The organism is Arthrobacter sp. AG1021, from assembly GCF_003633665.1.
GTDB lineage: Bacteria > Actinomycetota > Actinomycetes > Actinomycetales > Micrococcaceae > Glutamicibacter > Glutamicibacter soli.
The window spans coordinates 21923-37780 of sequence record NZ_RBLB01000011.1; the positions used below are offsets into that span (position 1 = coordinate 21923).

Annotated in this window: 14 protein-coding genes; 2 read left to right on the forward strand and 12 right to left on the reverse strand. The window is 67.9% G+C overall.

Annotated elements, in window-relative coordinates; translation table 11 throughout:
- Positions 1 to 60 precede the first annotated feature (60 nt).
- The 6 genes from DFO58_RS15370 to DFO58_RS15395 all read right to left on the reverse strand — a co-directional run bounded on the left by DFO58_RS15370 (position 61) and on the right by DFO58_RS15395 (position 6797).
- A complete protein-coding gene (locus tag DFO58_RS15370; RefSeq protein WP_047120608.1) occupies positions 61 to 795 on the reverse strand; it encodes an SDR family NAD(P)-dependent oxidoreductase in 735 nt (244 codons plus the stop codon).
- Complete coding sequence (locus tag DFO58_RS15375; RefSeq protein ID WP_120991607.1) at positions 792 to 2510, reverse strand: FAD-dependent oxidoreductase; 1719 nt, start codon at positions 2508 to 2510, stop codon at positions 792 to 794. The genes DFO58_RS15370 and DFO58_RS15375 overlap by 4 nt, the downstream gene beginning before the upstream one ends.
- A gap of 9 nt (positions 2511 to 2519) precedes the next feature.
- The gene (locus tag DFO58_RS15380) at positions 2520 to 3884 is read right to left on the reverse strand and encodes an MFS transporter (protein WP_047120606.1); all 1365 of its coding nucleotides are present in this window, start codon (positions 3882 to 3884) and stop codon (positions 2520 to 2522) included.
- A gap of 9 nt (positions 3885 to 3893) precedes the next feature.
- A complete protein-coding gene (locus tag DFO58_RS15385) occupies positions 3894 to 4211 on the reverse strand; it encodes a Dabb family protein (RefSeq protein ID WP_047120605.1) in 318 nt (105 codons plus the stop codon).
- Positions 4208 to 5878, reverse strand: coding sequence for an FAD-dependent oxidoreductase (locus DFO58_RS15390; protein WP_120991608.1), 1671 nt, complete (start codon positions 5876 to 5878; stop codon positions 4208 to 4210). Before DFO58_RS15390 ends, DFO58_RS15385 begins: the two co-directional genes overlap by 4 nt.
- Before the next feature lie 121 nt (positions 5879 to 5999).
- Positions 6000 to 6797 (reverse strand): IclR family transcriptional regulator, encoded by a 798-nt coding sequence (locus tag DFO58_RS15395; RefSeq protein ID WP_120991609.1) that lies wholly within the window; start codon positions 6795 to 6797, stop codon positions 6000 to 6002.
- Positions 6798 to 6891: 94 nt separating this feature from the next.
- Here DFO58_RS15395 and DFO58_RS15400 point away from each other — a divergent pair, with 94 nt between their 5' ends.
- The gene (locus DFO58_RS15400) at positions 6892 to 7668 is read left to right on the forward strand and encodes an SDR family oxidoreductase (RefSeq protein WP_120991610.1); all 777 of its coding nucleotides are present in this window, start codon (positions 6892 to 6894) and stop codon (positions 7666 to 7668) included.
- Positions 7669 to 7675: 7 nt separating this feature from the next.
- Here the strand turns inward: DFO58_RS15400 and DFO58_RS15405 are convergent, their stop codons facing one another.
- Positions 7676 to 10864, reverse strand: coding sequence for an HAD-IA family hydrolase (locus tag DFO58_RS15405; protein ID WP_120991611.1), 3189 nt, complete (start codon positions 10862 to 10864; stop codon positions 7676 to 7678).
- A gap of 114 nt (positions 10865 to 10978) precedes the next feature.
- Here DFO58_RS15405 and DFO58_RS15410 point away from each other — a divergent pair, with 114 nt between their 5' ends.
- Complete coding sequence (locus DFO58_RS15410) at positions 10979 to 11938, forward strand: hypothetical protein (RefSeq protein ID WP_053797118.1); 960 nt, start codon at positions 10979 to 10981, stop codon at positions 11936 to 11938.
- On the opposite strand, the gene DFO58_RS15415 is transcribed toward DFO58_RS15410, so the two are convergent.
- From DFO58_RS15415 to DFO58_RS15435, 5 genes are read right to left on the reverse strand one after another with little or no spacing between them, the layout of a single operon-like run.
- Positions 11935 to 12660 carry a glycerophosphodiester phosphodiesterase family protein gene (locus DFO58_RS15415; protein WP_047120600.1) on the reverse strand — a complete coding sequence of 242 codons (726 nt, stop codon included), beginning with the start codon at positions 12658 to 12660 and terminating at the stop codon, positions 11935 to 11937. The two genes, DFO58_RS15410 and DFO58_RS15415, sit on opposite strands and share 4 nt — an antisense overlap.
- On the reverse strand, positions 12657 to 13451 hold the full coding sequence (locus tag DFO58_RS15420; RefSeq protein ID WP_053797116.1) for a Cof-type HAD-IIB family hydrolase: 795 nt from the start codon (positions 13449 to 13451) through the stop codon (positions 12657 to 12659). The genes DFO58_RS15415 and DFO58_RS15420 overlap by 4 nt, the downstream gene beginning before the upstream one ends.
- On the reverse strand, positions 13452 to 14351 hold the full coding sequence (locus tag DFO58_RS15425) for a carbohydrate kinase (protein ID WP_047120598.1): 900 nt from the start codon (positions 14349 to 14351) through the stop codon (positions 13452 to 13454). It lies immediately after the preceding gene.
- 9 nt (positions 14352 to 14360) lie between these two features.
- Entirely contained in the window at positions 14361 to 15026 is a 666-nt protein-coding gene (locus DFO58_RS15430; RefSeq protein ID WP_120991612.1) for a hypothetical protein, read from the reverse strand.
- A gap of 2 nt (positions 15027 to 15028) precedes the next feature.
- Complete coding sequence (locus DFO58_RS15435; protein WP_053797114.1) at positions 15029 to 15817, reverse strand: enoyl-CoA hydratase-related protein; 789 nt, start codon at positions 15815 to 15817, stop codon at positions 15029 to 15031.
- Positions 15818 to 15858 lie beyond the last annotated feature (41 nt).

Here is a 15858-nt window from a genome sequence, read left to right on the forward strand (position 1 = left end):
ACGGCGCAGGCAAGGAGGCGGGAACCCAGCACAGTTCCCGCCTCCTTGGGTCGTTAAAACCTACTGCGCCGTGTAGCCGCCATCCACGGCCCAGACCGCGCCGGTGACCAAGCTCGCCTCAGGCGAAGCGAGAAACCCGATGACGTTCGCGACTTCCTGAGGGGTGCCGAGCCTGCCCAGCGGCTGCCGGCTGGTCATCCGGGAACGCACTTCCGGCGGCAGCCTCCGCAGAAGTTCGGTGTCCACGTAGCCCGGGGCTACGGCATTGACCCGGACCCCTTGCGCGGCGTAGGTCAATGCCGTGGAGCGCACCAAATTCACCACCCCGGCCTTCGCCGCCGAGTAAGCGGCGGAATTCGCCTGGCCGACCAGCCCGAGGATCGATGAGATGGCCACGATGGAGCCGGATCCCTGCGGAACCATATGGCGCAGCGCATGCTTCATGCTCAGCGCGGTACCACCGAGGTTGATGTCCAGCACCCGGTTCCAGGAGGAACTGTCCAGCTCATGCAGCGGCCCCTTGGTTTCGGCGATGCCGGCGTTGGCGACCAGTACATGCAACGGGCCGATGTCCCGTGCCGAGGCGAAGAGCCCGGCCACTGAATCTTCGTCGGAGACATCGCAGCAGACCGCCAGCGCGTGGTGTCCTTCGGCCCGGATCCCGGCAGCGACATCCTCAGCCCGGGCATCGACATCCCCGATGACCACCCGATACCCGCGCGAGGCGAGCAGCCGCGCGGTGGCGGCCCCGATGCCGGTTGCCGCCCCGGTGACCACTGCGGCATCGGGGCTCACCGCTGGCGCACCTCGCGGGTTTCACCGACCAGCTCGAGGATGTCACGCCCCAGCCGGTAGCCGAACACCAGCGCGGGGCCGATGTGCGAGCCGTAGCCCGGGTAGCCTCCCCCGAACACCGACACCGCGGCGGCGCCCACCGAGTACAGGCCGTCAATGCGGCTTCCGTCCTCGCGGATGACCCGCGACCGGTCGTCCACGTCAATGCCGGCAAAGGTGCCGATGTCCCCCATCTGCACCTTCGCGGCATAGAACGGGCCCTTGGCCAGAGGGGCGAGGTTCGGGTTGGGCTTGTGCTCCATGTCCCCGCGGAAGTGGTTGTAGGCGGTGGAGCCGCGGCCGAATTCGGTATCCTTCCCGGCGAGCGCATCGCGGTTGAAGCGCTCGATGGTCTGCTCCAGGCCCTGGGGGTCCACACCGATCTTCGCCGCGAGGTCCGCGATGCTGCGTCCCTTGTGCAGGTAGCCGATCCGATGGAAGAAGCCGCGCGGCACCGGCCACGGCTTGGCGTAGCCGATGCCGTACTTGTCCATAAGCCGCTTGTCGCCGATGATCCAGGCGTAGACGTCCTGCTCGTTGGCGTGGTGGTCCAGCATCTGCCGGCCGAAGTCGTGGTAGCTCAGTGCCTCGTTGCCGAAGCGCTTGCCGTCGCGGTCAACGGTGATCATGCCCGGCAGGCCGATCTGCCGCAGGTGCGGGAAAAGCCGCAGCGCGCCGCCGCGAAGGTACTTGAAGACCGTGACCGGAGCCCAGGAGGCCACCGAGGAGACGTTGTCGTTGATCCGGCCGCCGGCGGCCATGGCCATGCGGGCCGAGGAGCCGTCATGCCCCTGGGTAGGGGTGAAGTGCTGGCCGCCGAGGGTGTCATGGGCGAAGTACTTCTGGCGCAGCTCGTCGTCGGCCGAGAACCCTCCGCCGGCCAGGACCACACCCAGCTTGGCGTTGACCAGACCGGCGTGCTTGCCGCCGAGCACCGCGCCGGTCACGGAACCGTCCGCAGCGGTGCGCAGCTGCTGCACCGGGGTGCCGGTCCAGACCCGCACCCCGGCATCCAGCGCGGAGCGGACCATGCGCACCATCAGCGCCGAGCCGTTGGTGCGCTTGATCGGCTGGCCGTGCAATGCGATGTCCTTCCAGGTCTTCAGCAGCTTGGCGGCCACGTAGGTGAAGGACTTAGGGGACTGGTTGGCGTGCAGGAACTGGGTCAGGTCCGGCCCGACCTGCGGCATGTAGCCGAAGACCGTGTAGGAGCTGAGGTAGGGCTGGATTTCCTTGCGCCGGTCGCCCAGCATGCGCACATCGGCGTCGGAGGGCAGGATCGCCCGGCCCCCCAGCTTCGCCCCGGGCAGGTCCATCTGGTAGTCCGGCGCCTTCTCCGGGTAGGAGAAGACCACGTCGGTGTCGTTCTCGAAGAAGTCGATGGCCTCCGGCGCGGTATCCAGAAATCCTGCGACACCCTTGGCGTTGTAGCTGTCCGGGGCCAGCGCCCTGAGGTATTCCTCCGCTTCGGCGCGGGTGTCGCCGGTGGCGGCGGCTCCCTTGCGGTTGCCCGGAACCCAGGACCAGCCGGCAGAGAGGGCGGTGGTGCCGCCGAAGTGCGGGGACTTCTCCGCGACGATCACGTTCAGCCCGTCGTGGGCGGCGCGGATGGCGGCGGCCAGGCCGGCCACTCCGGATCCGACAATCAGCAAGTCGCAGTTGTAGGTGGTAGTCATGTGCTGGTCCTATCGTTTGGAGGCGACGGCCCGCAGGTAGGGCTCGCCGAGCTCGGCAATGTTCGTGTGGGCGGTTTCGCGGGCGGAAAAGGCTGCAATGGCGGCCAGCAGGGCACAGACGCTGCCGAAGACCGCGACCGGAACCCAGCCGAATTCGCCTTCGGTGAGCAGCAGTCCGCCGATCATCGGGCCGAAGCCCGCCACCAGCAGGCCCAGCTGGTTGCCCATGGCCATGCCGGTGTAGCGCACCGGGGTGGCGAACAGCTCGGCGAAGAACGACGGCCAGATCCCGTTGAATCCGGAGTAGAACACCGTCATGAACAAGAAGCTCGCGGCGAAGACCAGCCAGATGTTCCCGGTGCCCAGCGCCAGGAAGTACAGGTAGAGGCTCACGGTGCTGCCAATCATTGCGGTCAGCATCAGCGGGCGGCGCCCGATCCGGTCCGAGAGCCGGCCGCACAGCGGCATCGCTACCATGGACAGTCCGATGGCCACCGCGTTGACGGCCAGGATGGAAGTGCGCTCGATCCCGCCGTGCTGCACCGCGTAGGACAGGCCGAAAACGGTGAAGATGGTTTGCATGACCGAGAAGATCGACATCAGCAGCACACGCAGCACGTCGGAACGCTGATAGCGCAGCACCTCGCGTGAGGGGAGCTTGCGCGGCTGGTCCTCGGCGACCTGCTCCTCGAAGGCAGGGGTTTCATCCAGCCGGGTCCGGACCCAGAAGGCCAGCGCCAGCACGAGCACCGAAAGCAGGAACGGGATGCGCCAGCCCCAGCTCATCAGCTGCTCCTGGGGCAGCGCAGTAACCGGGATGAACACCAGCGTAGAGAGCACCATGCCGGAGGCGTACCCGGTCATCACGAACGAGGTGAAGAAACCGCGGCGGCCCTCCGGAGAATGCTCAAGGGTCAAGGAGGAAGCGCCGGCCGATTCGGCACCGGCGGAGAAGCCCTGGGCCAGGCGGGCGATCACCAGCAGCACGGTGGCCCACACCCCGATCTGCTCATAGGTCGGCAGCAGGCCGATGCCCAGCGAAGCCAGGCCCATCAGCATCAGCGTGAAGAGCAGGACGTTCTTGCGTCCCAGCTTGTCGCCGAAGTGCCCCATGACCAGTCCGCCCAGCGGACGGGCGACATAGGCGACGCCGAAGGTGGCGAAGGCCGCGATGGTGGCGATGGCCGGATTGCCCGCCGGAAAAAACAGCTGCGGGAAAACCAGGGCGGCGGCGGTGCCGTAGATGAAGAAGTCGTAGTACTCCAGGGTCGATCCCAGGAAAGAGGCCAGCGCGGCCTTGACCGGGGTGCGCCGTGGCACGGATCCGCCGTGCTCGGTGGGCGACTGCGGCGCCACGTCGGGTGAGGTGCTCATGGTGCGTCCTTAGCTGTGCGAGGGGAGAAGCGAGGAATCCAGCTCGAAATCGACGTAAGCCAGGTCCAGCACATTCGGCAGGGACAGCGGCTTGATCGCTTCGTGCAGCGGGTGGGTGTTGTAGACGGCGATGTCGCCGGCACTGCGGAAGTCCGCGACGATCACGTGGTCCCAGGAGCGGTCGGTCTTCATGACATCCGGCCCGTGGACCAGATCCAGCATGCCGGGGATGTTGCCCTTCATGGCTTCCAGGCCGGCGATCCAGCGTTCGCGGATCTGCGGGGTGAATCCCTCGGAGAAGCGGAACATCACGATGTGGCGGATCATCGGGCCACCGCGCTCAGGTTCTGCGCCGAGTACTCGGACGGCTGGCCGGCGATGGCCCGTCCAGCCAGGTAGGCGAGGGTCATCAGCGGCCCGAGGGTCGCTCCGGCGCCAGGGTATCCGGCGGAGTAGGCGCTTTCGGCGGTATTGCCGGCGGCGTACAGTCCTTCAATCGGGATCCCGTCAACATCCAGCACCTGGCCGCGGCCGTCGGTGCCGATGCCGCCGCAGGTGCCGAAGGCGCCGTTGAGTACCTCCATCGCGTAGTACGGTCCGTACTGCAACGGGCCGAGCGAGGGGTTGGGCCACTGGTTCCCGGCATCGCCCCAGTAGCGGTCGTAGGCCGAGGAACCGCGGCCGAAGTCCGGGTCCTCGCCGCGCACCGCGTGCTGGTTGAAACGCTCGACGGTGGCCGCCAGGTTCCCGGCGGGGACGCCGATCTTGACTGCCAGCTCTTCCAGGGTGTCGGCCTGGACCAGGTAGTCAGGGGTCGGCTTGCCAGCGCGGTGGTCCAAGATGCCGTAGCGCTGCAGGTACGACTCGTCGAAGACGACGTGGGCAGGGGTGTTCAGCGTCTGGTTGTTCGGCGAGTCCCAGGACTGCAGCACGCGGGCCAGGTCGTTGTAGTTCTGCGCCTCGTTGGCGAAGCGCTGTCCGTGGCGGTTGACCATGATGGATCCCGGGCCCTGGCGCTCGAAGCGCAGCAGGGATCCCACCGGCTCGCCGTCGCGCAGCGTTCCGGTGACCGACATCGGGGCCCACCAGGCTTCGCGGGTGCCGCGGGTCATGGCGCCGATGCGCTGGGCCATCTTCAGCCCGTCGCCGGTGTTCGTGGGCGGGGAGCACATGGTGTACAGGCGGGAGGCCAGCAGCGAGTCGGCCAACGGCTTGTCCCATTCGAAGCCGCCGGTTCCCAGCATCACGCCGTGGGCGGCCTCGATGCGGGTGCCGTCCTGCAGGCGCACGCCGGATACGCGGCCTTCGCTGGTTTCAAGTCCGGCCACGGAGGCCTCGACGGCCAGGGTGACCCCGTTGTCCAGGCAGGCCTTGAGCAACATGGAAACCAGCGCGTGGCCCTTGGCGGCGACGCCGGCATCCTGCCGGGCGGTCAGTTCCTCCCAAGGGAACTTGGTGAAGGCGCCCCAGTCCTCGTATTCCTGCATGGTGTAGGGGTGGCGGCCGTCGGTGCGCACATGCGCGGCCAGCTCGCCGAGCGCTTCGCGGAAGTTGAACAGCTCCGGTTCGACGGTGCGTCCGCCGGACACCGCGCCGGGCAGGTCCTGGCGGTAGTCGGGGAAGTTGTCCAGGAAGATGAATTTCACGCCGAGTTCTGTTTCGGCGAATCGCAACATCGCATCTCCGTAGTCCAGCGCCGCATCCAGCAATTCGGCGCGCCCGCGGCCGCGGGCTACGGCCTGCACGTACTCGCGTCCGGCCTGCTTGGAATCCTCGATCCCCGCTTCGCGGGCATGGTGGTTGTCGACCACCCAGAGCATGCCCCCGGAAACCGCCGAGGTGCCGCCGAGCAGCTCGCTCTTTTCCAGGACGATGACCGAGCGGCCGGCCTTCGCGGCGGTGGCTGCGGTGGTCAGCGCGCCGGCTCCGGAGCCTACGACGACGACGTCGTAGCCGGGCAGCGGCTGCCGGGATTGCGGGTTCAGGATGCGCATGGAAATGATCCCCTTCGATCAGGTGCATTGCTGGGATGCAGAAGATCATGACATGGGTCACACCACGGGCTGGGCGGGGTGTTTCATTCAACGGAGCACCGCGCTCCGTTGAATGAAACACCTAGAACGTAGCAGGCGTACTGCGGCGCTGGATCTCGCGCCCGGAGGGCTCATAGCCCAGCCGGCGGGTGATGGCGCTGGAGGCGATTTTCAGGTGCGGAACAATCAGGTTCAGCGACTCCTCGCCGCGCGGCACGATGGCCGACAAGGTGGCCACCGCATGGTTCTTCTCCGTGAAGATCGGCACCGAGATGCCGCTGGATTCAGGGACGATGATGCCGCGCATGCTCACGTAGCCACGGCCGCGGATCTCGGCCAGGATGGCACGCAGCTTCTCCGGCTCGGTGACGGTGTCTTCGGTCAGCTTTTCCAGCCGCCGGGACAGGAACATCTCCTGGACCACCTCCTGCGCATAGGCCATGAACACCAGTCCGGCCGAGCAGCCGTGCACCGGCAACCGCCCCGCGATCTTGGTGATGTTCACGGTGGCGTCGTCCGCCGCCAGGCGCTCGATGTAGAGCACGTCATTGCCCTCCAGGACGCCCAACGAGACGTGGCTGAACCCGTGGTTGATCAGGTCTTCCATGGGCGGCAGGGCAGCTTCGCGCAAAGAGGACGCCCGGGATCCGCGGGAGGCCAGCTCCCACAGCCGGTGCCCGTGGCGCAGCCGGCCCGCGGTATCGCGCACCAGCAGCCCTTCCAGCTCCAGCTCGCTGACCAGCCGGTAGACCGTGGATACCGGCAGGTCGACCGAGCGGGCGAGCTCCCGGAGGCCCAGGGCGGGGGAATCCTCGCCGAAGGCGGACAGGATCCGCACCACGCGGTGGATTACCGATTCTCCAGATGGCGAGTTCGCCATGACGCACCTGCCTCTCTGCCTGCGATCCTCAAGAATATACCGTTGAACGGAACATCGGGTTCTGCTGGCCGCACCGGCTCATAGCCTGAGTCGCATGAATGCACAGATTTCCGCCGGCCGCGCAGCCGGCAAAGTAGTCCTCATTTCGGGAGCCGCCCAAGGCATGGGTGCATCGCACGCCCGGGTGCTGGCAAGCCATGGCGCGAGCGTCGTGATCGGCGACCTGCAGGAGCAGGCCGGGCGCGAGCTTGCCGCGTCGATCAACAAGGAGACCGGGCGCCAGGCGGCGATCTTCGCGCCGTTGAACGTCACCAGCTTGGAGGACTGGGAACTGGCGGTGCGCACCGCGGTGGAAACCTTCGGATGCCTCGACGTGCTGGTGAACAACGCGGGCATCTACACCCCCGGCTCGGTGGAAAGCGCCAGCCTCGACGACTGGCACCGCACCCTTGACATCGACCTGAACGGCACCTTCTACGGCATGCGCGCGGGGGTACCCGAACTGCGCAAGCAGGACACCTCGTCCATCATCAACATCTCGTCGATCGCCGGCCTGACCGGATTCAAGAACCGGGCGGCGTACTCGGCCTCCAAATGGGCGGTACAGGGGCTGACCAAGACCTCGGCGCTGGACTTCGGCCCGGACGGCATCCGCGTGAACTCGATCCACCCGGGCAGCGTGCAGACGCCGCTGACCGCCGGGCTCCAACGCGGTTTCGGCCAGGTGCCGGCCGGGCGTGCGGCGCAGGTCGAGGAGATCAGCTCCCTGGTGCTGTACCTGGCCAGCGACGAGTCCCGGTTCGTCTCCGGTTCCTCGATCGCCATCGATGGCGGCGAGACCGCGGGCAACAACCTGCGCCAGGATTCCTGAGTCCCGGCTACCAGGGTTTGATCGGCACCTCGGCTCCGGCCTCGGCCTGCAGCGAGAGTACGTGGTCCAAGGTTGGACGCCCCTCGCGCAACGGTCCCTGGTCGTCTAGCGGCACCGTGACGGTTTCGTCCACCGGCAGATCCAGCTGCTCGCCGCGCACCCAGACCGGACGCGAATGCGGCCCGCGCAGCGTGAAGTCGATGGACCGCTGGCGCAGCGTGATGTAGATGCGAGTGCCGTGCCAAGCCAGGCTGAAGCTCATGGAATTCCACTCCTGCGGCAGCCGGGGATCGAAGCAGAGCCTGTCGTCGTCGTCCCGCAGTCCGGCGAAGCCGTACACCAGTGCGGCCCAAACCCCGCCGGTGGAGGCGACATGGACCCCGTCGGCCGTATTGCCGTGCAGGTTCTCCAAGTCCACGTTCAGCGCATGCTCGAAGTATTCCCACGCCAAATCGCGGTATCCCACCTCGGCGGCGAGGATCGACTGCACCGTGGCAGAGAGGGTCGAGTCGCCCGTGGTGAGCGGGTCGTAGTAGTTGAAATCGGCGAGCTTCTGCTCCGCGGTGAAATCGCTGGAGCGCAGCCACAGGGCGAGCACTGTATCGGCCTGCTTGATGACTTGGAAGCGGTAGATCACCAAGGGATGGTAGTGGAGCAGCAGCGGACGCTTGTCGGCGCCGGTGTTCTCCAGATCCCATACCTCGCGGTTCAAGAAATGCTCGTCCTGCGGGTGGATCCCCACCCTTTCCGAATACGGAATATGTATGCATGAAGCTGCATGTTCCCAAGTGGAGAGCTCCTCTGGGTGCAGATTCAGACGCTTGGACAAATCTTTGAAAGCCTTGGGATGGCGCTGCGCGAACTCTCCGAGCAACTGGGCGCTGCGACGCAGGTTGAAGCGCGCCATGACATTGGTATAGAGGTTGTCGTTGACCACGGCGGTATATTCATCCGGGCCGGTCACCCCATGGATGTGGAAGCGTTCGTTCTCCCCGCTGCCACGCCAGAAGCCCAACGAAGACCACATGCGTGCGGTGCCCACCAGGATCTCCGCGCCACCGCCGATCAGGAATTCGTCGTCCTCCATCGCCGTCAGGTACCGGTTCATCGAATACACCACGTCCGCATTGATGTGGTACTGCGCGGTGCCGGCCGGGTAGTAGGCGCTGGCTTCCTCGCCGTTGATGGTGCGCCACGGGAAAAGCAAGCCGTCCTCGTTCATGATCCGCGCACGGCGTTTGGCCGCCGGGATCATCGCCACACGCGCGCGCAGCGTGTTCCGGGCCCATTGCTGGTTGGTGTACGTCAGGAACGGCAGGACGTAGATCTCGGTGTCCCAGAAGTAGTGCCCCGAGTAGCCGTTGCCGCTGACCCCCTTGGCGCTGATTCCCATGCCGTCCGCGCGGGCCGAAGCCTGGGCCAGCTGGAACAGGTTCCAGCGGATTTTGCGCTGCAGGGACTTGTCCTTGCTGTCCACCACGACATCGCTGCGCTCCCAGTAGGCTGCCATGAAATCGCGCTGGGCCCGGAAGTGCGCATCAATGCCGCGCGGCACCAGGTGGTTCAGCGCGCGGTTGGCGCGCTGCAGCATCTCTTCGGCCGGGTGGCGCCGCGAGCAGTGGAAGACCGCGAACTTCGCCACGCGCACCCCCTGGCCGGCATCCAGCCGGGCGGTGGCCACCTCTTCGGCGCGTTCCTCGTTCACCGTGCGGGTGAGGTCCACCAGCGGTGTCCCGCCCCCGGTGGTGGTGACCTGGTGCTCGACCATGGCGGCTACCGACATGCCGGATCCGGCCACGTCATAGGAAATGCCCATGCGGGCCCCGTCGCGGCGGTGCCCTGCCGAGCTCAGCGGATTCACGCTGGCCTCGTCCGCGCGGCGCGGGTCGAAGGCCGGCCCCGAGGCGTCCAGCTCGCCTGGCGAGGCCACCGCACGCTGGGAGCGGTAGCCGATCAAGGAAGACTGCACGATCACGTTGGCCGGGGCGTCCAGCAGGCGCACATGCAGGTCCTGCAGGGCCAGGTGCCGGTCGGAGAAGGAGATCATGGTGCGCGCGGTGACCGCGACGCGGTGCCCCTCGGCGGTGCGCCAGAGGCTGGTGGCCACCAGCGTGCCGTCCCGGAAGTCCAGCCGCAGGTCGTCGCGCAGCATTTCGGTGCGCCCGATTTCCAGCGCCTCGTCGTTGATGAACACGCGCAGGGTGCGGAAGTCCGGGGCGCTGATCATGGTCTGTCCGGTCTCGGCCAGACCGAAGGCGCCCTCCGCGTGGCGGATCTGCCAGGTCTCGTGCAGCCCGTTGATGAAGGTCCCGCCGACCTGCTCGCCCAGCCCGATCTGCGCGGAGCGGCAGCCCAGGAAGCCGTTGCCCAGCGAGAAGACGGTGTCCTGGGCCCCGTTCTCGTCGCGCCCGGCGTCGCGGGTGATGGACCACGGGTCGTATTCCCAGGCATCGGCCGCCTGCTCGGAGACCAGCTCGGACAAGTCGCCGACCACGAAGTGCGCGCCGGAGGCCATCAGGTCGGCCTCGTTGTCCTCGCGGGCCACGCCGACCACCATGAAGCCGCCGCGCCGGGCCGCACTGACCCCGCTGGAGGCGTCCTCGATGACCACGCATTCCTCCGGGCGCCAGCCCAAGTCGCGGGCGGTGGCCAGGAAGGTGTCGGGCTCGGGTTTCCCGGCCAACTGGCGGGAGGCGGCCTCGGTGCCTCCCATGACTGTGGGGATCAGTTCGCCCAGGCCGGATCCTGCCAGCACTGCCTTGGCGTTGCGCGAGGAGGAAACCACCGCGACGTCCAGGCCCGCGGCCAGCACCTGCCGCAGGTAGGCCAGCGACCCGGCATAGGGTTCGATGCCGTCGCGCTCCAGCACGGCGGTGAACACGCTGTTCTTCATGTTGCCCAGGGCGCAGACACTGCCGTAGCCCGGCGCGTCGTCCGGGGTTCCCCAGGGCAGCTCGATGCCGCGCGAACCGAGCAGCGCCGCGACCCCGTCGTAGCGGGGGCGCCCGTCCAGCAGGCGGAAGTAGTCGGACTCGGTATAGGGGTCCAGCTCGGGGTGCTCGGCCGCGAGGTAGCCGGAGAAGAGCTCGTGCCAGGCCGAGCGGTGCAGCAGCGCGGTCGGCGTCAGGACGCCGTCCAGGTCGAACAGGACGGCCTTGTAGTCACGGTGCCGGTAGCTGGGGCGAAAATCGTTCACGATCGAGATCCTTCGACAGAGGGGGCAAATTGCTGGCCGTGATTCCTACGGTAGCAACTCATTGCGCACTTGACCCGGCATACTACGATTAAGAACGTGGCTCAGTGGATAGATGTGTGGAATAGCGAAGACTGGCGTGAAGCTGCCGCCGAATGGATCGACCAGGCGTGCAGCGCCTACAACATTTCGCGGGTTGGCGGCCCGGACTTCTGGCCTGCCAGCCTGCACCAGATCTCGGCGCTGGTGCAGACCGACGCGGCCGACCTGATCTTCAGCGCCAACGCGCCGGGGCTGGCCGCCGAGGCGGCGGCGACCGTGAAGGCCGGTGAACTGCTGCCGGACCGCGTGGTCATGCCGCTGGCGATCGACCGCATGGCCGGGTACATGCTCAGCCCCGACTTCGGGCACACCCTGATCGACCTAGGCAATTCGGTGGAGAACTGGGAGCTGGCGTTGGCCTCGCTCGGCTCCTTCCAGGTGGCGCTCATGGGCCACGAGGAGGATTTCTTCAACGCCGGGGTGACCGTGGTGGATCCGCAGTTCCTGCCCGAGCAGTTCGAGCAGGCGCTGATGCTGCACGTCTCGCTGGACCCCGCCCACCCGCTGTACCTGGATCCCGCCCGCGCCGATGCGCTGGTCGCCAACGTCGACGCGCTCTCCCGCGCGGCCCAGGCCCTGCATGCCGGTCCGGTGCCGTTGAGCCTGGAGCACGGCGGCTTCGATTTGGCGCAGGTCGTGGTCCCGGCCGAGCCGGGCGAGCACGGACGCATCCTGAACCTGGGCGCGGCCCATTGGGCGCATCCGTTCTCCTCGCTGGCAGCCCCGCTGGCGGCAATGAGCGAGGCGTGGAACTGCAGCCTGGAGGACGAGCGGGTCATGCGCGCGCTGGCGGCCTACCTGAACGAGTTCTCCGCCTACGGCAGCGCGGACGACCTCTACGACCTGGTGGCCCCGGCCTGCCTGGTAGCTCCGCTGTCGCAGCATGAAACCTGGCTGCGCCTGCTGCTGGACGCCGGGGACGAGCAGCTCAAGGAGAATGCCGCGCTGGTGCTGGATACGCTCGCGCTGGCCTAGGCCTGCGCGCCGAGCACCTTCACCAGCAGCGCCGCGTCGTCGCTCATGATGGCGTCGACGCCGCGGGCGGCCAGCAGCCGCATGGTCGGCTCGTCGTTGACGACCCACACGTGCACCTGCGCCCCGGCGCGCTGCACCGCGCGCACGAAGCGAGATGTGGCCACCGGGATGGCGCCCTGTTTCAGCGGGACCTGCACGGCCCAGAAATCCCTGACCAGCCGGCGCGGAACACGCCCGAACAGGTGCGCGCACAGCCAGATCAGCACCATCTGGCGCCGCCCCGGCGAGCGCCTCACCGGCTTGGAGAGCAACGCGGCGACCGCGGCGCTGCGCCGGGTGTCGAAGGACGCCAGCGCAATGGAGCCGTGCGCCCGGCGCCGCTCGATGAGCTGTGCCAATGGGCCGATGACGTGATCGTCCTTGACGTCCAGGTTCAGCAGGGCGTGCGGGAAGGCGTCCAGCAGCGTCTCGAGGGTGCACAGCGGCTGGCCCCCGGCGCGCACCTGAGCCAGCTGCGCATCCGAGTGGTCGTTGAAGCGCCCGGCGGCGTCGGTGACCCGGTCCAGGGTCTGATCGTGGAACAGGTAGACGGTGCCGTCCGCGGAAGCATGCACGTCGGATTCCAGGTGGTCGATTCCCAGCTCCACCGCCCGCTGGAAGGCAATCAGGGTGTTCTCCTCCAGCCCGGTGCGCACCCCGCGGTGGGTGAAGGCGCGGGTCATGGCAGCAGGCCCTCGATGACCTGGGCGACGCCGTCCTCTTCCAGCGGCGGGGCCACGTGGCGGGCCGAGGCCAGGGTGAGCGGGTGCCCGGAGGCCATGGCGTAGCCGTGGCCGGCGAACTGCAGCATCTCGATGTCGTTGGGCATGTCCCCGAAGGCCATCACCTCGTGGGCCCCGATGCCCAGCCGGCGGCAGTATTCGTCCAGCGTGGTGGCCTTGTGGATGTCCACGTGCGCCATCTCCAGCAGCGAGACGTCGAAGGCGGAGTGGGTCACCGAGAGCAGGCTGCCCAGCTGCGGGGCGACCGCGGCGTAGAAGTCGTCCATCGCCATGCGCGGGGAGCGGGCCAGGAACTTCACGATGCCCTCGGCCTCGATCTCGTCGCTGGACAGGTCCAGCGGAGCCTGCACGCCGAAGTTGTGGTGGCGGTCGGCGAAGCCCTCGCCCAGGTGCAGCCCCTTGGTGGTTTCCGCCGCGAACGCCGCGTGGGGCTCGTGGTCGAGGATGATGCGCGCGGCCTGCCTGGCGGTTTCCACCGGCAGCGTGCGCGACCAGATGACCTGGTCGTGCTCCAGGTCGTAGAGCAGCGCCCCGTTGGAGCAGATGACGGTTCCCATCTCCCCGAAGGACTCGATCACCGGGGTCAGCCAGCGGAACGGGCGCCCGGTGACGAACACGATCTGGATGCCAGCGTCCCTGGCGGCGAGGAACGCCTGCCGGGTGCGGCCGCTGATCGTTCCGTCGTGGTTGACGATGGTTCCGTCCAGGTCCGAGGCAATCAGCTTGATCATCTACAGCTCCTCGCGGCGCGGCGGGTTGGCGCCTGCGCGCTGCACCGTCACCGAAGCGGCGCGCGAGGCGAAGTCCAGCGCCTGGGCCAGCTGGCCGACCTGCAGGTCCGCCAGCTTGGCGCGGTTGGCCGCGCCGAGCGTGCCGTGCTCGGCCAGCCAGCACAGCAGCGCCGCGGTGAACGTGTCGCCGGCGCCCACGGTGTCCGCGACCTCCACGGCCGAGGATTCATGGGCGGTGTCGCCGGCGCGCACCACGCCCCAGGAGCCGCGCGAGCCGGAGGTCGCCACGATCAGCGCCGGTCCCAGCGCCAGCCAGGCGCGGGCCGAATCCTGCACCGAGCGCATCGGGTAGAGCCATTTCAGGTCGATGCCGGAGACGCGGACCACGTCGGCCCGGCCGACGAACTGCTCCACCTGGGCGACGGTCTGCGCGTGGCTGGAGACCAGCGAGGGGCGCAGGTTCGGGTCGTAGCTGATGGTCGCATGGGCGCGGGCCGCGGCGAGCAGCGGCAGCAGCTCCTCGGGGCTGAACAGCGTGGCGATGGAGCCGGTGTGCACCAGCTCGGTGTCCTGCGGCAGCTCGGGGCCGATTTTCGGCATCTGCCAGTAGGCGTTGAAGGTGAAGCTGGCCCCGCCGGCCGGGTCCAGGATGCCGTGGGCCAGCACTGTCGGTTCGCTGTCCTTGCCGCCGATGTAGCGCACGTCGTTGCCGGCCAGGTAGGACTCGATCTTGCGGCCGTTCTCGTCGTCCCCCCAGCGGGAGATCAGGGTGCCCGGGTAGCCCAGCCGGGCCAGCGAAACCGCCACGTTCAGCGGAGATCCGCCCACGAATTCCTGGGCCGGGGCGATGCCTGAGGCCAGGACATCGACGAGCGCTTCGCCGATGACGGTCGGGTTCATGTTGCTCCTTTAATAGTGCGCGGGGGACAACGCCCGCACGCAGGCGTCCCACTGGCTGCTGCTCGGGTCGATCCAGGTGTAGTGGTCGCCCTCGAAGATTGTGAAGGCGTGTTCCTGCCCCAGGGCCGCGGCCCGCTGGGCGGCGCGCCGCGCGATCTTCACCGGCACGTCCGCGTCATCCCGTCCATGAAAGATTATGACACGGGCGCGCACCGGCCATAATTCCACCGGGTCGTAGGAGGCGCGCGGCAGCGGGCCGAGCAGCTCGTCCACTGCCCCGTCGCTGAGCGCCAGGGCTTGGGCCAGGCCCAGGTCCAGCAGCCCGGCCTGGCTGATCACCTGAGTGATGCGTTCGTCATGGGCGGCGAGCACGCAGCCCAGCTGGCCGCCGGCCGAATGCCCGATGACCGTGATGGGGCCTTCCTCCTTGATCAGCCCCACGGCCAGCTTGGCATCGGCCAGCATCTGCGCGGCGCTGCCCGGGCCGCGGCGGTATTCCAGGTTGTAGGCCGGGATGCCGCGCGCGGCCAGGTCCGCGGCCAGCGGCGCACCCAGGCTGGCGGTGTATTTTTCGCGCCAGTACCCGCCGTGGATGATCATCACGGCCCCGCGGGCGGTGACTGACTCCGGTTCGTAGTACTGGAGCCACTGGTCGGGGTGGGCGCCGTAGTGCATGCCTATTTGCCCGGGAAGTTCGCCGCGCGCTTTTCCACGAAGGCGGCCCGGCCTTCCACCGAGTCCTCGGTGTGGAAGGCGCTCATGAAGGCGTCGGCTTCCCTGGCCAGGGCGTCGTGGGTGTCCAGCCCGTCCATCTGCACCATGGCGCGCTTGGCGATGGTGACGGCGGTCGGCGACACAGCGGCGATCTCCGCGATGGTCGCGATGGCCGCGGGGACCAGCTCGTCCGGCGCGGTCACGCGGTTGGCCAGGCCGATGCGCAGCGCCTCGTCGGCCTTGATGCGCCGTCCGGTGAAGATCAGTTCGCGGGCCATGGCGCGTCCCACGCGCTGCGGCAGGCGCACCGAGCCGCCGAAGCCCGGGACCAGGCCCAGGTTGACCTCCGGCTGGCCGAAGCTGGCGCGCTCGGAAGCGTAGATGAAGTCGCAGGCCAGCGCGAGTTCGCAGCCACCGCCCAGGGCGAAGCCGTTGACCGCGGCGATGACCGGGACCTGCAGGGATTCGAAGCGTTCGGTGACCACGTGCATCTGGCGGGCATAGGCCAGGAAGGTCGCTTCGTCCATGGAGTTCATCTGCACGATGTTCGCCCCGGCGACGAAGGATTTCTCCCCCGCGCCGGTGATGACCAGGCCGCGGTACTCGTAGCCGGTGGTTTCAAACCAGTCGAGGAACGCCTCGAGGTCGTTGACCACCTCGCGGGCCAGCGCGTTCAGGCTCTTGGGCTGGTCGATGGTGAGGATCAGGGCATGGTCCTGGACGGACAGGGTGAGGGTATCGAATTGCTTCATACCCAAACTCTCTCATGAGTTGCGGATCACGTCCTAGGAGA

Bases quoted from the DNA above. Each gene is read 5' to 3' on its own strand.
- DFO58_RS15435 (WP_053797114.1), bottom strand. From the start codon at position 15,817: ATGAAGCAATTCGATACCCTCACCCTGTCCGTCCAGGACCATGCCCTG.
- DFO58_RS15375 (WP_120991607.1), bottom strand. From the start codon at position 2,510: ATGACTACCACCTACAACTGCGACTTGCTGATTGTCGGATCCGGAGTG.
- DFO58_RS15415 (WP_047120600.1), bottom strand. From the start codon at position 12,660: ATGACCCGCGCCTTCACCCACCGCGGGGTGCGCACCGGGCTGGAGGAG.
- DFO58_RS15400 (WP_120991610.1), top strand. From the start codon at position 6,892: ATGAATGCACAGATTTCCGCCGGCCGCGCAGCCGGCAAAGTAGTCCTC.
- DFO58_RS15425 (WP_047120598.1), bottom strand. From the start codon at position 14,351: ATGAACCCGACCGTCATCGGCGAAGCGCTCGTCGATGTCCTGGCCTCA.
- DFO58_RS15380 (WP_047120606.1), bottom strand. From the start codon at position 3,884: ATGAGCACCTCACCCGACGTGGCGCCGCAGTCGCCCACCGAGCACGGC.
- DFO58_RS15420 (WP_053797116.1), bottom strand. From the start codon at position 13,451: ATGATCAAGCTGATTGCCTCGGACCTGGACGGAACCATCGTCAACCAC.
- DFO58_RS15390 (WP_120991608.1), bottom strand. From the start codon at position 5,878: ATGCGCATCCTGAACCCGCAATCCCGGCAGCCGCTGCCCGGCTACGAC.
- DFO58_RS15395 (WP_120991609.1), bottom strand. From the start codon at position 6,797: ATGGCGAACTCGCCATCTGGAGAATCGGTAATCCACCGCGTGGTGCGG.
- DFO58_RS15385 (WP_047120605.1), bottom strand. From the start codon at position 4,211: ATGATCCGCCACATCGTGATGTTCCGCTTCTCCGAGGGATTCACCCCG.
- DFO58_RS15430 (WP_120991612.1), bottom strand. From the start codon at position 15,026: ATGCACTACGGCGCCCACCCCGACCAGTGGCTCCAGTACTACGAACCG.